We start from the raw sequence: 18725 nt of genomic DNA, 5'->3' as shown, positions 1-18725 counted from the left end.
CCGGGCACACTAGTGGCCATGCCCGGCGTCCTTCCAGAAGGCGAACCCGTCCCGCGCGACGGATCGCTGCCCGCCACCGCCCGTCGCGCCGTCGGCGCGCGCGGCTTCGGCGTGTACGTCCACGTGCCGTTCTGCGCCAGCCGGTGCGGTTACTGCGACTTCAACACGTACACCGCCTCCGAGCTGGGCGGCGGGGCGAGCCGGGAGACGTACGCCGACTCGGTGCTGGCCGAGCTGGCGCTGGCCGCCCGGGTGCTGGGCGACTCGCCGCCGCAGCGGGTCGACACCGTCTTCGTCGGCGGCGGCACGCCGACCCTGCTGCCCGCCGACGACCTGGCCCGGATCCTCGACGGCATCGACCGCGTCTGGGGGCTGGCCGCCGACGCGGAGGTGACCACCGAGGCCAACCCGGAGTCGGTGACCCCGGAGTCGCTCAAGACGCTGCGGGCGGCCGGCTACACCCGGATCTCGCTGGGCATGCAGTCCGCCGCGCCCGGGGTGCTCGCGGTGCTGGACCGGCGGCACAGCGCGGGCCGGGCCACCGCCGCCGCGCTGGAGGCGCGCGACGCCGGGTTCGAGCACGTGAACCTGGACCTGATCTACGGCACGCCGGGCGAGACGGCAGACGACTTCGCTGCCTCGCTGGCCCAGGTGGTCGACGCCGGGGTGGACCACGTCAGCGCGTACGCCCTGATCGTGGAGGACGGCACCCGGCTGGCCGCGCGGATGCGCCGGGGCGAGCTGCCGTACCCCTCCGACGACGTGGCGGCGGACCGCTACCTGGCCGCGGAGGCGGCGCTCGGCGCGGCCGGCTTCTCCTGGTACGAGGTGTCGAACTGGGCCCGCTCGGCGGCGGCGGCGTGCCGGCACAACCTGCTCTACTGGACCGGCGCCGACTGGTGGGGCCTGGGCCCGGGGGCGCACAGCCACGTCGGCGGCGTGCGCTGGTGGAACGTCAAGCACCCGAGCGCGTACGCGGCGCGGCTGGCCGAGGGCGCCTCGCCGGCACTGGCCCGGGAGGTGCTCAGCGCGGACGAGCAGCACATGGAGGACGTGATGCTGCGGGTGCGGCTCGCCTCCGGGCTGCCGCTGGACGTGCTGGACGAGCCCGGCCGGGCGGGCGCCGAGCGGGCCCGGGACGCCGGGCTGCTCGACGCCGGGGCGTACGCGCGGGGGCTTGTGGTGCTGACGCTGCGCGGACGGCTGCTGGCCGACGCGGTGGTACGCGACCTGCTGCCGTGACCGGCGCCGGCCGGCCGCCCCCTCGGCCGGCCGGCGGTGTCACTTCACGAAGTTGTAGGTCATCGGGTAGCGGTAGAGCACACCCTCGTTGGCCTTGACCCCGCCGATGATCCCGAAGATCAGCGGCACCAGCCAGACCAGCATCGGGACGAAGAACAGGATCCCGCAGGTGATGACCGTGATCACCCAGGCGAGGACGCTGGCGATGGTCCAGGTGATCTGGAAGTTCAGCGCCGCGACCGCGTGGGCGCGTACGGTCGGCGACTGCTGGCCGCGGGTCATCATCGCGATCAGCGGGGCGACCCAGCCGAGCAGACCGCCACCGATGATGACGCCCGCGGCGCCACCGAAGTGCGCCACCAGGGCCCAGGTCTTCTCGTCGTTGTTGGCGTACCCGGCCGGGCCGTAGCCGCCACCGCCGGGATAGCCGCCACCGGCGCCGTAGCCCGGCGCGCCGGCCGGCGGGGGGTAACCACCAGGGGGCGGGTAGCCGCCCGGCGGAGGCTGGGCACCGGGGGGCGGGTAGCCGCCCGGGGGCGGATAGTCACCGGGCGGGGGATACCCGCCCGCGCCCGGCGCGCCGGACAGTGGAGCGGTGGGCGGCTCGCCGGAGCCGTAGGGCGCCGACGGGTCGGGCTGGGGGCCGGAGTCCCCTGCTCCGGGAGGGCGAGGAGGTTCAGTCATGGAGGTCACGGTAGGGCCAGCGGGCAAGTCGCACCAGGGCGACACAGACCGAGCGTGACCGGCTGTTCGGCCCTGGCGTGCCGCGCGGTGTGGTGGGCCGCACCGCAGGTCCGTCAGGCGATCATCGCGTCGGTGGGGGTGCCGACGTAGACTGGCACTCGCTACAGTCGAGTGCCAGCCGCCCGGCGGATGCCGCGTGCCGGCCCGGCCGAGGTGTGTCAGGAGGTGGGGACATGGGTCTCGACGACCGCAAACTCGCCGTGCTGCGCGCGATCGTCGAGGACTACGTCGCCACGCAGGAGCCGGTGGGCAGCAAGGCCCTGGTCGAGCGGCACCAGCTCGGCGTCTCCCCGGCGACGGTGCGCAACGACATGGCGGTGCTGGAGGAGGAGGGCTACATCCGGCAGCCGCACACCAGCGCCGGCCGGGTGCCCACCGACCGCGGCTACCGCCTCTTCGTGGACCGGCTCTCCCGGGTCAAGCCGCTCAGCCCCGCCGAGCGCCGCGCCATCGAGCGCTTCCTGGTCGGCGCGGTCGACCTGGACGACGTGGTGCACCGCACGGTCCGGCTGCTCGCCCAGCTCACCCGGCAGGTCGCCGTGGTGCAGTACCCGAGCCTGGCCCGGTCCAAGGTGCGTCACCTGGAACTCGTGCCGATCTCCACCACCCGGCTGATGGTCGTCATGATCGCCGACACCGGCCGGGTCGAGCAGCGACTCGTCGAGCTGCCCGCCCCGGTTCCCGCCGACGACGTGACCGACCTGCGCCGGCTGGTGAACGAGAAGCTCGTCGGCAGCCAGCTCTCCGAGACGCCGCCGCTGGTGCAGGCCCTGGTGGACGAGTCCGCGCCGCACCTGCGCCCGGCCATGACCACGCTGTCCACGGTGCTGCTGGAGACGCTCGTGGAACGGCACGAGGAGCGCCTCGCGCTGGCCGGCCAGGCCAACCTCACCCGGGGCGGCCTGCTCGACTTCCAGGGCTCGCTGCGGCCGATCCTGGAGGCGCTCGAAGAAGAGGTAGTGCTGCTCAAACTGATCGGCGAGACCGAGCCGAGCACCACCCGCGTGCTGATCGGCGACGAGAACGAGTTCGACAACCTGCGGGCCGCCTCGGTGGTCAGCACCGGCTACGGACCGGGCAGCACCATCGTCGGTGGGCTCGGCGTGCTCGGGCCGACCCGGATGGACTACCCCGGCAATATCGCCATGGTGAGGGCCGTGGCACGCTACGTGGGCGAACTGCTGGCCCAGAACTGACCAGTCAGGGCCGACGGCCGGTTGCGGCCGACGACCGGAGCGACGCGAGACGAACATGAGGACACCTAACGCAGTGGCCAGGGACTACTACGGCATTCTCGGCGTGAGCCGGGAAGCCTCCGACGACGAGATCAAGCGCGCCTACCGCAAGCTGGCGCGGCAGTACCACCCGGACGTCAATCCGGACCCGGAGGCCCAGGAGAAGTTCAAGGACATCAACGCCGCGTACGAGGTCCTCTCGGACGACCGGAAACGGCAGATCGTCGACCTCGGCGGCGACCCGCTCGCCCCCGGCGGCGGTGGCATGGGCGGCCCGGGCGGGCCCGGCGGCGCCGGTCCGTTCGTCGGTTTCCAGGACATCATGGACGCGTTCTTCGGCGGCGCGGCGGGCGGCAGCCGGGGACCCCGGCCGCGCACCCGGCCCGGCGCGGACGCGATCCTGCGCCTGGAACTGGACCTCAACGAGACCGCGTTCGGCGTCGAGGCGCCGATCACCGTCGACACCGCGGTGCTCTGCACCACCTGCTCCGGCGCCGGCACCGCAGCCGGCACCCACCTGGCCACCTGCGAGGCGTGCGCCGGCCGGGGCGAGGTGCAGTCGGTGCAGCGCACGTTCCTCGGCCAGGTGGTCTCCGCCCGGCCGTGCACCGTCTGCCAGGGCTACGGCACCACCATCCCGCATGCCTGCCCGACCTGCGCCGGTGAGGGCCGGGTGCGTACCCGCCGCTCGCTGACCGTCAAGATCCCGGCCGGCGTCGAGGACGGCATGCGGATCCGCCTGGCCCAGCAGGGCGAGGTCGGCCCGGGCGGCGGCACCGCCGGCGACCTCTACGTGGAGATCCACGAGCGGCCGCACGACGTCTACTCCCGCAAGGGCGACGACCTGCACTGCCGGGTGACGGTGCCGATGACCGCCGCCGCGCTCGGCACCCGGCTGACCATCAAGACGCTGGACAGCGAGGAGACCGTCGACGTCAAGCCCGGCACCCAGCCCGGCAGCACGCTGCGGCTGCGCGCCCGGGGCGTACCGCACCTGCGCGGCACCGGCCGGGGTGACCTCTACGTGCACCTGGACGTGCGTACCCCGACCAAGCTCGACGCCGACCAGGAGCGGATGCTGCGCGACTTCGCCAAGACCCGCGGCGAGGAGGTCGCCGAGCTGACCAAGCAGGGCGGCTTCTTCTCCCGGATGCGCGACGCCTTCAACGGGCACGCCTGAGGTGTCCGCCCCGCTGTTCCTGGTCGAGGCGCTGCCCACCGGTGACACGCTGACGCTGGACGGCCCGGAGGGCCACCACGCGGCCACCGTGCAGCGGCTGCGGGCCGGCGAGGAGCTGCTGCTCGCCGACGGCCGGGGCGGCACCGCCGCCGCGGTGGTCACCGCCGTCGGCCGGGGCACGCTCGACCTGCGCGTCACCAGCCGGGGGTACGCGGACGCGCCCGTCCCGCGGCTCGTCGTGGTGCAGGGCATCGCCAAGGGCGACCGGGGTGAACTCGCCGTGCAGGCGATGACCGAGGTCGGGGTGGACGAGATCGTGCCGTGGGCGGCGTCCCGCTCGGTGGCGCAGTGGCGCGGCGACCGGGGCGTACGGGCCCGGCAGAAGTGGGTGGCCACCGCCCGGGAGGCGGCCAAGCAGGCCCGCCGCCCGTGGCTGCCGGTGGTGGCCGGCGCCCCGGACGAGTCCACCGCCACGGTGGCCCGCCGGATCGCCGGCGCGGCCGCCGCGTTCGTGCTGCACGAGGGCGCGCAGGACCGGCTGACCACAGTCGACCTGCCGACGGCCGGGGAGATCGTCCTGGTGGTCGGCCCGGAGGGCGGCATCGCCGACCACGAGCTGGCCACGTTCGCCGAGGCGGGCGCCCGCACGGTCCGCCTGGGCCCGTCGGTGCTGCGTACGTCCACAGCAGGCGTGGCCGCCCTGACAGTCCTGGCCACCCGCCTGACCCACTGGTAGCGGGGAGGGGGTGGGTCAGGAGCGGAGGTAGGAAGCGCCGTTCAGGTCGATGATCGTTCCTGAGGCCCACTCGGCCTCGGGGCTCGCCAGCCAGTGCACCGCCGCCGCGATCTCCTCCGGACGCGCCACCCGGTGGAACGGGGACTGCGCGCGTACCGCCTCGCCCCGCTCTGCCTTCAGGTGCTCGTTGGTCATGTCCGTCTCGACGAAGCCGGGCGCCACGCAGGCCACCCCGATGCCGTACGGCGCCAGGGCCACCGCCAGCGACTGGGCCATCGCGTTCATCCCGGCCTTGCTGGCGCCGTACGCCGGGTTGGCCGGCTCGCCCCGGAACGCGCCCCGGGACGAGACGTTGACGATCCGGCCCCCACTGTCGCGCATGTGCTGCGCGGCGCACCAGGCCGCGTTCGCCGCGCCGACCAGGTTGGTGTCGAGCACCTCCCGCCACCGCGCCCGCCACTGCTCGTAGCTGCTCTCGAAGACCGGGTGCGGGGGATCGGCCGGCCCGAACACGCCCGCGTTGTTCACCAGCACGTCGAGACCGCCGAGCCGCTGGGCCGCCTCGTCCACCATGGCGCGTACCGCGTCGGGGTCGGCCAGGTCGGCGCGTACCACCACGTGCCCGTCGCCGGGCAGCTCGGCGCGCAGCCGCTCCGCCAGCTCGGCGGAGTCCCGGTGGTGGATCGCCACCCGGTCCCCACCTGCGGCGAACGCTCGCGCCACCGCCCGCCCGATGCCCCGCGAGGCCCCCGTCACCAGCACCGCCCGTCCCGCCATGGCGGCCATCCTGCCGCACCGGCCCGGGGTGTTAAGAAGGGCCCCTTCCCATGCCGGAGGCGTTAAGCGGGGGCCCCTCCTTACACTGCTGCGATGGACTGCCTCTTCTGCCGGATCGTCGCCGGGGAGATTCCCGCCACCATCGTCCGCGAGACCGCCACCACCCTGGCCTTCCGGGACATCGACCCGAAGGCGCCCACGCACGTGCTGGTGATCCCGAAGGAGCACTACGCCGACGTGGCCACGCTGGCCCAGGGCGCGCCCGAACTGGCCGGGGAGGTGCTCCAGACCGCCGCCGTGGTGGCCGAGGAGGAGGGCCTGACCGTGGACGGGTTCCGGCTGATGTTCAACACCGGCCCGTACGGCGGCCAGGAGGTCTTCCACGTGCACGCCCACCTGCTCGGCGGCGCGCCGCTCGGCCCGATGCTCTGCCGATGACCGACGTGTCCGACCGGCTCGGCCGGATGGTGCGCCAGGCGCAGGCCACCGGGCGGATCCCGGCGGTGTCGGCCGCCCTGCACCGCGCCGACCGGCCGCTCTGGACCTGCGCCGTGGGCGACACCGGCAACGACACCCCGCTGGGGCCGGAGACGGTGTTCCGGATCGGCTCGGTCACCAAGACGTTCACCGCGGTACTCGTCATGCAGTGCCGCGACGAGGGCCTGCTCGACCTGGACGACCCGGTCGGGCGGCACCTCGACCTGCCGGCGCACGGCGAGCTGACCGTACGCCGGCTGCTGTCGCACACCGCCGGCCTGCAACGCGAGCCCCACGGCGACGTGTGGGACAGCCTGCGCGCCCCGGCCGTGGAGGAGCTGCTGGCCGATCTGGCCCGGGTCGAGCGGGTGCTGCCCACCGGGCGGCGCTTCCACTACTCCAACCTCGGCATGGCCCTCCTGGGCGAGATGGTGGCCCGGCTGCGCGGCGGGACCTGGGCCGAGGTGCTGGCCGACCGGGTCCTCGTCCCGCTCGGGCTGACCGCCACCGGCCCGGCCCCGACCGAGCGTGCCGCGACCGGGTTCCTGGTCGACGCGTACTCCGACGAGGCCCACCCGGAGCCACCGGCCGACTTCGGCGCGGTGGCCCCCGCAGCCCAGCTCTGGAGCACCGCGCCGGACATGGCCCGCTGGGCCGCCTTCCTGGCCGACCCGGCGGCGCTCGACCCGGACGGCGCGGTGCTCGCCGCGGCCACCGTCGAGGAGATGCGCTGGCCGCTCACCACCACCGACGAGTCGGTCTGGACGGCCGGCTTCGGCCTCGGGCTGATCCTGGTGCCGCAGCCCGAGCGGGTGACCCACGTGGGGCACGACGGCGCGATGCCCGGATTCCTCGCCGCCGTCTACGGGCGGCGCGGCGGGCAGGGCACCGCCGGGGCGATGGGCGCCGCGGTGCTCGGCTCGTCCGGCGCCGGCGTGGAGGTGTTCGACCTGGCGCACCGGCTGCTCGCCGCCGCCGCCGAGCACGACCCGGCGGAGATCGAGCCGTGGCGTCCCGGCCCGCCCGCGCCGGCGCACCTGCGCGGCATGCTGGGCCGCTGGTGGGGCGAGGGTTTCGAGTACGTCTTCTCCTGGCACGACGGGACGCTGCGGGCCCGGGGCGCGGACGACCCGGCCGGGAAGCCGCCGGCGGTGTTCGCGCCGCTGCCGGACCGGCCGGACGTGTTCCGCACGGTCTCCGGCCGCGAGGTGGGGGAGCTGCTGCGGCTCACGCGCGACGAGCACGGCGTGGTGGTCCGGATGCACTGGGCGACCTACCGCTTCACCCGCCGCCAGGAGACCTTCGACGGGTACGACTTCCGCGCCGGTGACTGATCGCCGAGCGCCGGAAATGGGCGCGGTGTGCGCGGTGCCGACCCGATACGATGGGAGGTAACCGTACGCCGCGCCAGCAGGGCCCGGCACAGAGAAGCGGAGAGCAGGTGGCGCAGGGCCCGACGGCCCGACCTATGACCGGCACCCCACCTCCCGGCACGCCGCGCGTGCAGACCAGGATCACGGTCGGAGACCAGAAGATCATGGTGAACCTGCTCGGCGCGGGCGACGAGATCCTGCGACTCGTCGAGCGTTCGGTCAACAGCGACGTCCACGTGCGCGGCAACGAGATCACCATCACCGGCGCGCCCGCCGACAACGCCCTCGCCGAGCGTCTCTTCAGTGAGCTGCTCGAACTGATCGAGAAAGGCGAGACCCTGACCACAGACGCGGTACGGCGTACCGTCGGCATGCTCGAGCAGGGCGGCGCCGAGCGGCCCGCCGAGGTTCTGACGCTCAACATCCTCTCCCGGCGCGGCCGCACCATCCGTCCCAAGACGCTCGGGCAGAAGAAGTACGTCGACGCGATCGACGCGCACACCATCGTCTTCGGGATCGGCCCGGCCGGTACCGGCAAGACCTACCTCGCGATGGCGAAGGCAGTGCAGGCGCTGCAGGCCAAGCAGGTCAACCGGATCATCCTGACCCGCCCGGCGGTCGAGGCGGGGGAACGGCTGGGCTTCCTGCCCGGCACCCTGAACGAGAAGATCGACCCCTACCTGCGCCCGCTCTACGACGCGCTGCACGACATGCTCGACCCGGAGACCATCCCGAAGCTGATGGCCGCCGGCACGATCGAGGTCGCGCCGCTGGCATACATGAGGGGCCGCACGCTTAATGACGCGTTCATCATCCTGGACGAGGCGCAGAACACCACGCCCGAGCAGATGAAGATGTTCCTCACCCGGCTCGGCTTCGGCTCCAAGATCGTCGTCACCGGTGACGTCACCCAGGTGGACCTTCCCGGCGGGACGACCAGCGGCCTGCGCGTGGTCCGGGAGATCCTGAACAACGTCGAGGACGTGCACTTCGCCCAGCTCTCCAGCTCCGACGTGGTCCGCCACAAGCTGGTGGGTGAGATCGTCGACGCGTACGCCCGCTGGGACGCCGAGCGGGAGAACCAGCAGGCCCAGAGCGTGCACGCCGTACCCGGGCGGACCGCCCAGGGCGGCCGGGCCGGCCGGCGCCGCTGACCACCGGCGCAAGCCGTCACACCATCAGAGGAAGACAGTTGTCCATCGAGATCGCCAACGAGTCGGGTGTCGAGGTCGACACCGACGCCGTGCTCGCCGTCGCGCGGCACGCCCTCGACGAGATGGGGGTCAACCCCCTCGCCGAGCTGTCCGTGCTGCTCGTCGACATCGAGTACATGTCGGAGCTGAACCACCGCTGGATGGGCGGCGACGGCCCGACCGACGTGCTCGCCTTCCCCATGGACGAGGGCAGCGTCGACCACGGCCCGGGCGAGAGCGCCCCGGCCGGCGGTGAGCCGGCCCTGCTCGGCGACATCGTGCTCTGTCCGGAGGTGGCGGCCAAGCAGGCCGCCGTGGCCGGGCACTCGGCGGCCGACGAGCTGCACCTGCTCACCGTGCACGGCGTGCTGCACCTGCTCGGCTACGACCACGCCGAGCCCGAGGAGGAGCGGGAGATGTTCGGTCTCCAGGCCCGGCTGCTGGCCAGCTGGCGGTCGACCCGGTCGCGGTGATGGACACCTTGGCGGCGGTCCGCGCGCCCGCCGGCCTGCCCGATCTTCAACTCCTGGTCTTCGCCGCCGGGCTGGTGGTCCTCGCCGGCCTGATCGCGATGACCGAGGCGGCGCTCGCAGCGGTCTCCCCGGCCCGCGCCGCGGAGCTGACCCGGGACGGGGCGCGCGGCGGGCGGGCCCTGCAGGTGGTCGCCGGTGACGTGGTCCGCCATCTGAACCTGCTGCTCCTGCTGCGGCTGCTGGCCGAGCTGACCGCCACCACGCTGGTCGCGCTGGTGGCTGTGGACACGTTCGGCGCGGGCTGGCGGGCGGCGCTGGTGACCGCCGGCGCGATGACGGTGGTGAGCTTCGTGGTGGTCGGGGTCGGGCCGCGYACGATCGGCCGCCAGCACGCGTACGCGGTCGGCCGGGCGGTCGCGCCGCTGGTGCGCTGGCTGGGCCGCGCGCTCAACCCGCTGGCGTCGCTGCTGATCCTGATCGGCAACGCGGTCACCCCGGGCAAGGGCTTCCGCGAGGGGCCGTTCGCGACCCAGGTGGAGCTGCGGGAGCTGGTCGACCTGGCCGAGCAGCGCGGCGTGGTGGAGCACGGCGAGCGCCAGATGATCCACTCGGTCTTCGCGCTCGGCGACACCATCGCGCGCGAGGTGATGGTGCCGCGTACCGAGATGGTGTGGATCGAGGAGCGCAAGACGCTCGCCCAGGCGCTGGCGTTGTTCCTGCGCTCCGGGTTCAGCCGCATCCCGGTGATCGGCGAGAACGTCGACGACGTGCTCGGCGTGCTCTACCTCAAGGACCTGATCCGGCGGGTGCAGGGCGACCAGGGCGCCCGGCAGATGCCGGTGGCCGAGCTGATGCGCCCGGCCACGTTCGTGCCGGAGTCCAAGCCGGTGGACGACCTGCTCTCGGAGATGCAGGCGGCCCGCAACCACCTGGTCATCGTGGTCGACGAGTACGGCGGCACCGGTGGGCTGGTCACCATCGAGGACATCCTGGAGGAGATCGTCGGGGAGATCACCGACGAGTACGATGTCGAGCGCCCGCCGGTCGAGCATCTGCCGGACGGGGCCGTGCGGGTGACCGCGCGGCTGCCGGTGGAGAATCTGGGCGAGCTGTTCGACACCGAGCTGCCCACCGACGAGGTGGAGACGGTCGGTGGCCTGCTGGCGCAGGCGCTCGGCCGGGTGCCCATCCCGGGCGCCGAGGCCGAGGTGGCCGGCCTGCGGCTGATGGCCGAGGGCACCACCGGCCGGCGCAACCGGATCGACACGGTTCTGGTGAGCCGCGTCGACCGGGGCGACGCGCCGGAGGGCGCGAACCGAAACGACCCGCCCGATTCCCGTGGCGACAACAACCGTTCCGAGGAGAGGCAATCCGCCGATGCCTGAAACACCCGCCGTGCCCGCCGCCCTGCCCACCCCGGCTGATCCGGCCGAGCTGAGCGCCGAGGACGCCAAGCTCGTCGTGCTGGCCCGGGGCGCGCGGGGCCGGGTGGCGGCAGTGGAGGGCGCCGCGGTCCGCGACCAGGACGGCCGGACGTACGCGGCGGCGAGCGTGGCGCTGCCGTCGTTGACGCTCACCGCGCTCCAGCTGGCTGTCGCTTCGGCGGTGGCGGCGGGCGCGAGCCGGCTGGAGGCCGCTGTGGTGGTGACCGAGGCGTCGACGCTGGACGGGGCGGGGCACGCGGCGGTGCGTGACCTGTCCGCCGACGCGCCGATCCACGTGGCCGCGCCGGACGGCGCCGTGCTCGGCACGGTGGTCGAGTGACCACGCCTGAGGCGCGTCCCTACCGGGCCGGTTTCGCCTGTTTCGTCGGGCGGCCGAACGCCGGCAAGTCGACGCTCACGAACGCGATCGTCGGCACCAAGATCGCGATCACCTCGAACAAGCCGCAGACCACCCGGCACATCATCCGGGCGGTGCTGCACCGGCCGGACTCGCAGCTCGTGCTTGTCGACACCCCGGGCCTGCACCGCCCCCGCACGCTGCTGGGGGAGCGCCTCAACGACCTGGTCCGGGAGACGTGGAGCGAGGTCGACGTGATCGGCCTGTGCGTGCCGGCGAACGAGCCGGTCGGCCGGGGCGACCGTTTCATCACCGGCGAGCTGGCGAGCCTGAAGGCCACCGTGCTGGCGGTGGTGACGAAGACCGACCTGGTGGACAAGAAGCGGCTGGCCGAGCAGTTGCTCGCGGTCAGCGAGCTGGGCGAGTTCGCCGCCGTGGTGCCGGTCAGTGCCGTCTCCGGGCACCAGGTCGACACGCTCGTCGACGTGATGACCGGCTACCTGCCGGAGTCTCCGCAGCTCTACCCGGACGACATGCTCACCGACGACCCGGAGCAGGTCCTGGTGGCGGAGCTGGTCCGCGAGGCGGCGCTGGAGGGCGTACGCGACGAGCTGCCGCACTCCATCGCGGTGGTGGTCGAGGAGATGATCCCGGAGGGCAACCTCACCAAGATCTACGCCGACGTGTACGTCGAGCGGTCGAGCCAGAAGGCCATCGTCATCGGCCACCGGGGCAGCCGCCTCAAGCACGTCGGCACCACCGCCCGGCGGCAGATCGAGGAGCTGCTGGGCACCCGGGTCTACCTCGACCTGCACGTACGGGTGGCGAAGGACTGGCAGCGCGACCCGAAGCAGCTGCGCAAGCTCGGCTTCTGAGCCCTCGGCCGGGCGTGCTCGGCGACGGGTGATCAGGATCAGTCAGGCCTATGGGACATCTCACTTTTCATAGGCGTCTGTGGTTGTTTCGAGGTGTCCGGGAGCAGGGTAGGGACCATTGTCTCTGCCCCCGGACCCCGCCGCGAGCTGATGCGAAACCGCTATCTGGACCTGCTGCGCTTCCTGGCCATCCTCCGAGTCGTCACGTACCACGTCACCGGCTACGCCACGCTCACGCTGGTGTTCCCGGCGATGTCGGTGATGTTCGCCCTGGCCGGGTCGCTGATGGCCGCGTCGCTGGACCGCAGCGGGGTGGGCGCGGTCGGGCGGCGGCTGCGCCRGCTGCTGCCGTCGCTGTGGGTGGTCGCCGCCGTCTTCGTGCCGGCCATGCTGCTCACCGGGCTGGCGTTCGGCCCGAAGGTGCTGCTCTGGCTGTTCCCGATCAGTGACCCGCCGGCCAACTACTGGGGCGGGCTGGCGCTCAGCCCGATCTGGTACCTGCGGGACTACCTGTGGTTCGTGCTCGCCTCACCGTTCGTGCTGTGGCTGTTCCGCCGGGCGCCGCTGCCCACGCTGGCCGCGCCGTACCTGCTCCTGGTCGCGATCGAGGCCGGCATCCTGGCGAACCCGCCGACGGTGCTGCGCGAGTTCGGCCTCTACTTCGGCGCCTGGCTGCTCGGCTTCGCCCACCACGACGGGCTGCTGCGCCGGATGCGCAACCGGGTGCTGCTGCCGGTGGCCGCCGTCGTCGGCGCGGCCGGCCTGGCCTGGATCTTCACCCATCCCGGCCCGCGCGGGTACGACATCAACGACATCCCGCTCGGAAACGCGCTCTGGTCGGCCGCGTTCATCCTGGTCGCGATCGGCCGCGCGCCGGCCGGGGTGACCTGGGTCGACCGCGTGCCGGCGCTCGGCCGCGCGGTGACGGTGGTGAACCGGCGCGCGCTGACCATCTACCTCTGGCACATGCCGTTCGTGGTGGCGCTCACCCCGCTCGTCGGCCTGGTCGGCTGGTCGCCACGCGACCCGGTCGGCCTGTGGCTGCGGGTGGGGCTGGTCTTCGCGCTGGTCGGCGTGGTGACGCTGATGGTCGGCTGGGTCGAGGACGTGGCCGCCCGGCGTACCCCGGAACTGCTTCCCGGCAGGCCGCGGCGGACCGTGGCGGAGCGGGCGGCGGCCGCCCCGGCCAGCCCGGCTCCCGCCGGCGCCCAGGACGGGCTGGTGGGCGCCGGCGCCCGGATCCCGTCGCCGCGCCGCGCGGTGGACCGGGCGGACGACCCGCCGCCGGGCGCGGGCGGCCACCGGCGGGACGCCCCGGCCGCCGACTGACCGCGCTCAGCGGCTGGTGACCGTCACGTTCCCGCTGGTGGCGGAGACGTCCAGCAGCACTGACGCGCCCGGGTCGTCGGTCACCGTCACGTCGGTGTCCCCGGATCTCGCCTCGGCCCGCACCCGGTAGCGGCCGGCCGGCACGGCCAGGTCCACGTCCCCGCTGGTGGCGTGCAGCCGGGCCGGAGCGGGCTGGTCCAGTTCCACGACGACGTTGCCGGAGGTGGTCTCGGCGTCGACCGCGGAGGCGAGGCGCCGGGCCTCGATGTCGCCGGAACGGGCCCGCAACCGCACCGGGCGGGCCGCCTCGACCACCCGGATGTTGCCGGACGTGGACGACGCGCGGACCTCTCCGGTGGCGCCCCGGATGGTCAGGTCGCCGGAGCTGAGCGTGAACTCCACCGCCCCGATCTCGGTCAGGTCGACGTTGCCCGAGGCGGTCCCGCCCTTCACCGCCACGCCGGGCGGCGCGGTCACCTCCCAGGAGATGCTGCACCGGTGACCGCAGTCGGTGGGCAGCACGAGTTCGTCGCCCTTGATCTCGTACCGGCTGGTCGGCTCGTCGCCCTGGTAGCGGACGACGCGCTTGATCCGTACCTGGTCGGCCGGGCCGTTGGCCCGGACCACGACGTCCCCGGAGCCGTCTTCCGTCACGGTGATCCGGGTGATCTTCGCCTGCTCGGTGTGGTCGTAGTCGAGCCGGCGGAACGAGAGGGTGTCACACCCGGAGAGAACGATGAGCGTGGCGGCAGCGGTCGCGGCCACCGCGGTACGGAGCGAAGCCATGGCCAGCACACTAGGTCCGGCCCGGCGCCCGGCACATCGGGGATCGCCCGCCGGTCCACCCCGAGCCGACCCTGAGATCGCACCCGGAGGGAGAATGGCCTGATGGCCGGGTACCGCCGACAGCTCTACCGCGACGACGCGGTGGTGTTGCGTGTGCAGAAGCTGGGCGAGTCCGACCGGATCATCACGCTGTTCACCCGCCGGCACGGCCGGTTGCGCGCGGTGGCCCGGGGCGTGCGGCGCACCACGAGCCGGTTCGGCGCCCGGCTGGAGCCGTTCGGGCACGTCGACCTCCAGCTCGCCGGTGACCCCAAGGGCAACCAGGGCAGCTCGCTGCACACCGTCAGCCAGGTCGAGGCGATCGAGCTGTACGGCAAACGGTTCCTCGGCGACTACCCCCGCTACACGGCCGCCAGCGCGATCGCCGAGACCGCCGAGCGGCTCACCCCGGTCGAGCGCGAACCGTCGCTGCGGCTGTTCCAGCTCACCCTCGGCGCGATGAAGTCGTTGGCCCGCGGCGAGCACGCCACCACGCTGGTGCTCGACGCGTACCTGCTGCGCGGCATGGCGTTCGCCGGCTGGGCGCCGGCGCTCGCCGCCTGCGCGGTCTGCGGCGAGCCGGGCCGGCACCGCGCGTTCTCCGTACCGGCCGGCGGCGCCGTCTGCCCGGACTGCCGGCCCCCCGGCGCCGCCCACCCCGCGCCCGCCACGCTGGAGCTGATGTCCGCGCTGACCTCCGGCGACTGGGGGTACGCCGACGCGGCCGAGACCGGCGTACGCCGGGAGTGCAGCGGGCTGGTCGCGGCGCACCTCCAGTGGCATCTGGAACGCGCGCTACGCTCGCTGCCGCTGGTCGACCGGGGCGCCCCGGCGGCCGGCGCGGTCCCGTCGCCCGGCGGCGCGGGACCGGATGTGGCCCCGCCGCGCTCCGGCGCCGGGCCCGTCGCCGGTGTGAACAGGGAGATGACCGAGTGATCCGATCGACGAGGGCGACCCGCCGCGAGCCGGTCCCGCCGACCCCGCACCCCTCCGGGGCCCGTCCGCCGGCGCTGCCGCCCGCCGCGGTGCCCCGGCACGTCGCCATCGTGATGGACGGCAACGGCCGCTGGGCCAAGGAGCGCGGCCTACCCCGCACCAAGGGGCACGAGCAGGGCGAGCACAGCCTCTTCGACACCGTCGAGGGCGCGATCGAGATGGGCATCCCCTACCTGTCGGCGTACGCGTTCTCCACCGAGAACTGGCGGCGCTCGCCCGACGAGGTCCGCTTCCTGATGGGCTTCAACCGCGACGTCATCCGTCGCCGCCGCGACCAGCTCGTCGACCTGGGCGTACGGGTGGTCTGGTCGGGCCGCGCGGGCCGGCTGTGGAAGAGCGTCATCTCCGAGCTGCAGACCGCCGAGGAGATGTCGCGCGGCAACTCGACGCTGACGCTGCAGTTCTGCGTCAACTACGGCGGCCAGGCGGAGATCGCCGACGCCGCCGCCGGGATCGCCCGCGACGTCGCCGCCGGCAAGCTGGACCCGGCCAAGGTGAACGAGAAGACTGTCGCGCGGTACCTCTACCACCCCGAGGTGCCCGAGGTCGACCTGTTCCTGCGCCCCTCCGGCGAGCAGCGCATCTCCAACTTCCTGCTCTGGCAGACCGCGTACGCCGAACTGGTCTACCTGGACACGCTCTGGCCCGACTTCGACCGCCGCCACCTCTGGTACGCCTGCGAGCTGTACGCCCAGCGCGACCGCCGCTTCGGCGGCGCCCTGCCCAACCCGGTCGCCCCGGGCGCCTGAGGGGGCAGGCTTACCGGCGCGCCGCTCTGGGTACCGATACCTCCAGACAGCAAACGCGGAGGTGAACCACATGATTCAGAAGCGGATCGCGCAGTGGGCGGTCATGGCGGTCGCCGTGCCGCTGGCGGCGGCCGGCGCGCGCCGGCTCAGCCACACCCTGGAGGCCCGTCGCGGCCCGTCCGGGGTGAGCCGTCTGCTGACCAAGGGCGCCGACCTGATCCGGCCGCAGAAGGCCAGGCGTCGCCGGTTCTTCTGACCTGCGACGTCGGCCCGACCGGTACGCCCCGCATCCGGCTTTCCCGCCGGGCGCGGGGCGTTGCGCTCTACGATCGGCGCAGGGCGCGCCGCCGGGTGCGCGCCCGCCACGGGGGTGGAGGATGCGCGATCTCCGGTACGAGATGACTGCTTCCCTGGCCGCCGCCGACCTGGTGGAACCGGACCGCCGGGACGCGGTCGCCGGGCTGTGCGCCGAGCTGGCCGAGCGGTGGTGCGCCGAACTGGGGCACACCCCGGCGGTCCGCTCCGGCGAGATCGGCGAACTGGCGGCCGGCGAGCCGGCGGCCGGCTGGGCGCCCGACCCGCACGCCCAGCGGGCCTGGTGAGGTGCCCGGCCGGGCTCACGCCTCCACTTCGGAGCGGTCGCCCGCCCAGAGCGTGTGGAACGAGCCGTCCCGGTCCACCCGGTGGTAGGTGTGCGCGCCGAAGTTGTCCCGCAGCCCCTGGATCAGCGCGGCCGGCAGCCGCTGCGCCCGCAGCGCGTCGAAGTAGGCCAGCGACGACCCGAAGGCCGGTGCCGGCACGCCCGCCCGGGCCGCGTCGGCCACCACCCGTCGCCAGGCCGGTACGCCGGCGCTGACCCGCTCGGCGAACCACGGCGCGACGAGCAGCGTCGCCAGGTCCGGCTCCGCGTCGTACGCCTCGCGGATGCGGTCCAGGAAACCGGCCCGGATGATGCAGCCACCCCGCCAGATGGTGGCCGTGCCGCCGAGGTCGATGTTCCAGTCGTATTCCCGGCTGCCGGCGCGGATGTGGTCGAAGCCCTGCGCGTACGCGACGATCTTGCTGGCCAGCAGCGCGCGGCGCACGTCCTCGACGAACGTCTCCCGGTCGTCCACCTGCCACTTCTCGCCCGCGTCGGCGAACACCCGGCGGGCGGCCTCGCGCTGGCCGGCGTGCCCGGACAGCGACCGGGCGAACGTGGCCTCGGCGATGCCGGTGATCGGAATGCCCAGGTCGAGCGCGCTCTGCACGGTCCAGCGGCCGGTGCCCTTCTGCTCGGCCTGGTCGAGCACCACGTCCACGAACGCCTGACCGGTTGCCGCGTCGGTGTGGCCGAGCACGTCGGCGGTGATCTCGATGAGGAACGACCCCAGCTCGCCGCCGTTCCACTCCCGGAAGATCTCCGCGATCTCCGCCGGGCTCGCCGACAGACCGGCCCGCAACAGGTCGTACGCCTCGGCGATGAGCTGCATGTCGGCGTACTCGATGCCGTTGTGCACCATCTTCACGAAGTGGCCCGCGCCGTCCGGCCCGACGTGCCGGCAGCAGGGCTCGCCGTCCACGTGCGCGGCGATCTTGGAGAAGATCGGCCCCAGCTTCTGGTACGACTCGGCCGACCCGCCGGGCATGATGCTCGGACCGAGCAGCGCGCCCTCCTCGCCGCCGGACACGCCGGTACCGACGAAGTGCAGCCCGTGCGCGCGCAGCGCCTCCTCCCGGCGGCGGGTGTCGGCGAAGTGCGCGTTGCCGCAGTCGACGACGATGTCGCCCTCCTCCAGCAGCGGGACCAGCTCGTCGATCACCGCGTCGGTCGGGGCGCCGGCCTTCACCATCACGATCACCGCGCGGGGCCGCTCCAGCGAGCCGACGAAGTCCGCGAGCGACTCCGACGGCACGAACGTGCCCTCGTCGCCGTGCTCCGCGACCAGGCTGCGGGTACGTTCCGGCGACCGGTTGTGCACCGCCACGGCGAAGCCGTTGCGGGCCAGGTTCCGGGCCAGGTTGCGGCCCATCACCGCCAGACCGGTGACCCCGATCTGCGCCGTCGCCTGCTCTGCCATGCGTACCGCCACCTCTCGTCCGTACTGCCGTGCTGCGACCGTATCGCGGCCGTCGAGGATGTGGGCCACGGTGTCCACAGGGTGTGACCGGTGGGTGGCCGTACGTCCCTCGGCTTAATTCGGCTGCGGGACTCGCCGGTGGCGCGATAGCGTTGCCGCATGCGTATGTGACGCCCCACCTCCGAGCCCGGTCCACCGCCGCGAGTGCCGTGGACCCGTCCTGCTCCGGGCGTCCGCATCCTTCCCCGCCACCGTCGGTCGCGGTGTCTGTCGTGATCGGAATGCGCCGGAGCCCTCGCTCGGCGCGTCCCGGTCGGCGCGCCCGCACGACAGGAGGCCCGCGAATGCCCGCGAAGCGCAATCCGAAGAAGTCCCGCAAACAGTCCTCGCCGCAGGTGACCGCGCCGGCGCTCGACGCGCTCACCGCGCCGCCCGCAGTGGTGCTCCCGACGGAGCCGGTGGCGTCCGCCGTGTCCCTGGACGCGGCGCCGCATTCGGCGTCACCGGAGACTCCGGTCCTGCTCAGCGCGCCCGCGACGCCGCCCCGATCCGGCCCACCGGCAGGGCGGCAGGCCCGGGTCACCGGGCGCAGCCAGCGCGCCGGCCAGACCCGCTTCTACGCGTTCCGCCGGAGCTGACCGGCAGGCCGGTTCCCGTCGCCCGCTGCCCGGGCAGGCCC

21 protein-coding genes are annotated in these 18725 nt (G+C 73.7%); 17 read left to right on the top strand and 4 right to left on the bottom strand.

Annotated elements, in window-relative coordinates:
• Positions 1-18 precede the first annotated feature (18 nt).
• Entirely contained in the window at positions 19-1242 is a 1224-nt protein-coding gene (gene hemW / locus A8711_RS09440; RefSeq protein ID WP_176722777.1) for a radical SAM family heme chaperone HemW, read from the top strand.
• Positions 1243-1281: 39 nt separating this feature from the next.
• Here hemW and A8711_RS31415 read toward each other — a convergent pair whose 3' ends face one another.
• Positions 1282-1926: a DUF4870 domain-containing protein gene (locus tag A8711_RS31415; RefSeq protein WP_082931180.1), complete on the bottom strand. Its 645-nt coding sequence runs from the start codon at positions 1924-1926 to the stop codon at positions 1282-1284.
• Between the two features lie 233 nt (positions 1927-2159).
• Between A8711_RS31415 and hrcA the strand changes: the two genes are divergently transcribed.
• From hrcA to A8711_RS09420, 3 genes are all read left to right on the top strand, one after another.
• Positions 2160-3182: a heat-inducible transcriptional repressor HrcA gene (gene hrcA / locus A8711_RS09430; protein WP_030503120.1), complete on the top strand. Its 1023-nt coding sequence runs from the start codon at positions 2160-2162 to the stop codon at positions 3180-3182.
• Between the two features lie 73 nt (positions 3183-3255).
• Positions 3256-4401: a molecular chaperone DnaJ gene (gene dnaJ, locus A8711_RS09425; RefSeq protein WP_176722776.1), complete on the top strand. Its 1146-nt coding sequence runs from the start codon at positions 3256-3258 to the stop codon at positions 4399-4401.
• A 1-nt stretch (position 4402) separates the two neighbouring features.
• A complete protein-coding gene (locus tag A8711_RS09420) occupies positions 4403-5137 on the top strand; it encodes a 16S rRNA (uracil(1498)-N(3))-methyltransferase (protein ID WP_064448691.1) in 735 nt (244 codons plus the stop codon).
• A gap of 15 nt (positions 5138-5152) precedes the next feature.
• Here the strand turns inward: A8711_RS09420 and A8711_RS09415 are convergent, their stop codons facing one another.
• A complete protein-coding gene (locus A8711_RS09415; RefSeq protein ID WP_069087978.1) occupies positions 5153-5914 on the bottom strand; it encodes an SDR family NAD(P)-dependent oxidoreductase in 762 nt (253 codons plus the stop codon).
• Between the two features lie 93 nt (positions 5915-6007).
• Here A8711_RS09415 and A8711_RS09410 point away from each other — a divergent pair, with 93 nt between their 5' ends.
• The 8 genes from A8711_RS09410 (at position 6008) to A8711_RS09375 (ending at position 13416) form a co-directional block, all read left to right on the top strand.
• Positions 6008-6352 (top strand): histidine triad nucleotide-binding protein, encoded by a 345-nt coding sequence (locus A8711_RS09410; RefSeq protein ID WP_013475524.1) that lies wholly within the window; start codon positions 6008-6010, stop codon positions 6350-6352.
• Positions 6349-7725, top strand: coding sequence for a serine hydrolase (locus A8711_RS09405; protein WP_069087977.1), 1377 nt, complete (start codon positions 6349-6351; stop codon positions 7723-7725). The genes A8711_RS09410 and A8711_RS09405 overlap by 4 nt, the downstream gene beginning before the upstream one ends.
• Before the next feature lie 134 nt (positions 7726-7859).
• Entirely contained in the window at positions 7860-8918 is a 1059-nt protein-coding gene (locus tag A8711_RS09400) for a PhoH family protein (protein ID WP_030503125.1), read from the top strand.
• A gap of 38 nt (positions 8919-8956) precedes the next feature.
• Complete coding sequence (ybeY, locus tag A8711_RS09395) at positions 8957-9430, top strand: rRNA maturation RNase YbeY (protein ID WP_030503126.1); 474 nt, start codon at positions 8957-8959, stop codon at positions 9428-9430.
• Positions 9406-10815, top strand: coding sequence for a hemolysin family protein (locus tag A8711_RS09390; RefSeq protein ID WP_176722779.1), 1410 nt, complete (start codon positions 9406-9408; stop codon positions 10813-10815). Before ybeY ends, A8711_RS09390 begins: the two co-directional genes overlap by 25 nt.
• A complete protein-coding gene (locus A8711_RS09385) occupies positions 10808-11194 on the top strand; it encodes a hypothetical protein (protein WP_030503128.1) in 387 nt (128 codons plus the stop codon). The genes A8711_RS09390 and A8711_RS09385 overlap by 8 nt, the downstream gene beginning before the upstream one ends.
• A complete protein-coding gene (gene era, locus A8711_RS09380) occupies positions 11191-12087 on the top strand; it encodes a GTPase Era (protein ID WP_043329016.1) in 897 nt (298 codons plus the stop codon). Before A8711_RS09385 ends, era begins: the two co-directional genes overlap by 4 nt.
• Positions 12088-12237: 150 nt before the next feature.
• Positions 12238-13416, top strand: coding sequence for an acyltransferase (locus A8711_RS09375; protein WP_069087975.1), 1179 nt, complete (start codon positions 12238-12240; stop codon positions 13414-13416).
• A gap of 6 nt (positions 13417-13422) precedes the next feature.
• On the opposite strand, the gene A8711_RS09370 is transcribed toward A8711_RS09375, so the two are convergent.
• Positions 13423-14202 carry a DUF4097 family beta strand repeat-containing protein gene (locus tag A8711_RS09370; RefSeq protein WP_043331022.1) on the bottom strand — a complete coding sequence of 260 codons (780 nt, stop codon included), beginning with the start codon at positions 14200-14202 and terminating at the stop codon, positions 13423-13425.
• Between the two features lie 102 nt (positions 14203-14304).
• Here A8711_RS09370 and recO point away from each other — a divergent pair, with 102 nt between their 5' ends.
• From recO to A8711_RS09350, 4 genes are all read left to right on the top strand, one after another.
• Positions 14305-15177 (top strand): DNA repair protein RecO, encoded by an 873-nt coding sequence (recO, locus tag A8711_RS09365; RefSeq protein WP_043329020.1) that lies wholly within the window; start codon positions 14305-14307, stop codon positions 15175-15177.
• Positions 15174-15986 carry an isoprenyl transferase gene (locus A8711_RS09360; RefSeq protein WP_043329022.1) on the top strand — a complete coding sequence of 271 codons (813 nt, stop codon included), beginning with the start codon at positions 15174-15176 and terminating at the stop codon, positions 15984-15986. Before recO ends, A8711_RS09360 begins: the two co-directional genes overlap by 4 nt.
• 70 nt (positions 15987-16056) lie before the next feature.
• Positions 16057-16242 (top strand): hypothetical protein, encoded by a 186-nt coding sequence (locus tag A8711_RS09355; RefSeq protein WP_013287960.1) that lies wholly within the window; start codon positions 16057-16059, stop codon positions 16240-16242.
• 121 nt (positions 16243-16363) lie between these two features.
• Positions 16364-16588: a thioredoxin reductase gene (locus A8711_RS09350; protein WP_069087974.1), complete on the top strand. Its 225-nt coding sequence runs from the start codon at positions 16364-16366 to the stop codon at positions 16586-16588.
• Positions 16589-16603: 15 nt separating this feature from the next.
• On the opposite strand, the gene gndA is transcribed toward A8711_RS09350, so the two are convergent.
• Positions 16604-18046 carry an NADP-dependent phosphogluconate dehydrogenase gene (gene gndA, locus A8711_RS09345; protein WP_043331024.1) on the bottom strand — a complete coding sequence of 481 codons (1443 nt, stop codon included), beginning with the start codon at positions 18044-18046 and terminating at the stop codon, positions 16604-16606.
• 344 nt (positions 18047-18390) lie between these two features.
• Between gndA and A8711_RS09340 the strand changes: the two genes are divergently transcribed.
• Positions 18391-18684, top strand: a complete 294-nt coding sequence (locus A8711_RS09340; protein WP_069087973.1) for a hypothetical protein — start codon at positions 18391-18393, stop codon at positions 18682-18684.
• Positions 18685-18725 lie beyond the last annotated feature (41 nt).

Origin of the sequence: Micromonospora sp. II (assembly GCF_001709195.1) — a bacterium.
Classification (GTDB): Bacteria; Actinomycetota; Actinomycetes; order Mycobacteriales; family Micromonosporaceae; genus Micromonospora; species Micromonospora chalcea.
The sequence above is the reverse complement of the archived record's forward strand: the minus strand, read 5'-3'. Positions and strand labels throughout refer to the sequence as shown.

Excerpts from the sequence above, each read along its gene's own strand:
- A8711_RS09405 (WP_069087977.1), top strand. The coding sequence starts at position 6,349 with ATGACCGACGTGTCCGACCGGCTCGGCCGGATGGTGCGCCAGGCGCAG.
- A8711_RS09350 (WP_069087974.1), top strand. The coding sequence starts at position 16,364 with ATGCGCGATCTCCGGTACGAGATGACTGCTTCCCTGGCCGCCGCCGAC.
- recO (WP_043329020.1), top strand. The coding sequence starts at position 14,305 with ATGGCCGGGTACCGCCGACAGCTCTACCGCGACGACGCGGTGGTGTTG.
- hemW (WP_176722777.1), top strand. The coding sequence starts at position 19 with ATGCCCGGCGTCCTTCCAGAAGGCGAACCCGTCCCGCGCGACGGATCG.
- A8711_RS09355 (WP_013287960.1), top strand. The coding sequence starts at position 16,057 with ATGATTCAGAAGCGGATCGCGCAGTGGGCGGTCATGGCGGTCGCCGTG.
- A8711_RS09385 (WP_030503128.1), top strand. The coding sequence starts at position 10,808 with ATGCCTGAAACACCCGCCGTGCCCGCCGCCCTGCCCACCCCGGCTGAT.
- A8711_RS09410 (WP_013475524.1), top strand. The coding sequence starts at position 6,008 with ATGGACTGCCTCTTCTGCCGGATCGTCGCCGGGGAGATTCCCGCCACC.
- hrcA (WP_030503120.1), top strand. The coding sequence starts at position 2,160 with ATGGGTCTCGACGACCGCAAACTCGCCGTGCTGCGCGCGATCGTCGAG.
- A8711_RS31415 (WP_082931180.1), bottom strand. The coding sequence starts at position 1,926 with ATGACTGAACCTCCTCGCCCTCCCGGAGCAGGGGACTCCGGCCCCCAG.
- A8711_RS09340 (WP_069087973.1), top strand. The coding sequence starts at position 18,391 with ATGCCCGCGAAGCGCAATCCGAAGAAGTCCCGCAAACAGTCCTCGCCG.
- A8711_RS09370 (WP_043331022.1), bottom strand. The coding sequence starts at position 14,202 with ATGGCTTCGCTCCGTACCGCGGTGGCCGCGACCGCTGCCGCCACGCTC.
- gndA (WP_043331024.1), bottom strand. The coding sequence starts at position 18,046 with ATGGCAGAGCAGGCGACGGCGCAGATCGGGGTCACCGGTCTGGCGGTG.
- A8711_RS09400 (WP_030503125.1), top strand. The coding sequence starts at position 7,860 with ATGACCGGCACCCCACCTCCCGGCACGCCGCGCGTGCAGACCAGGATC.
- A8711_RS09415 (WP_069087978.1), bottom strand. The coding sequence starts at position 5,914 with ATGGCGGGACGGGCGGTGCTGGTGACGGGGGCCTCGCGGGGCATCGGG.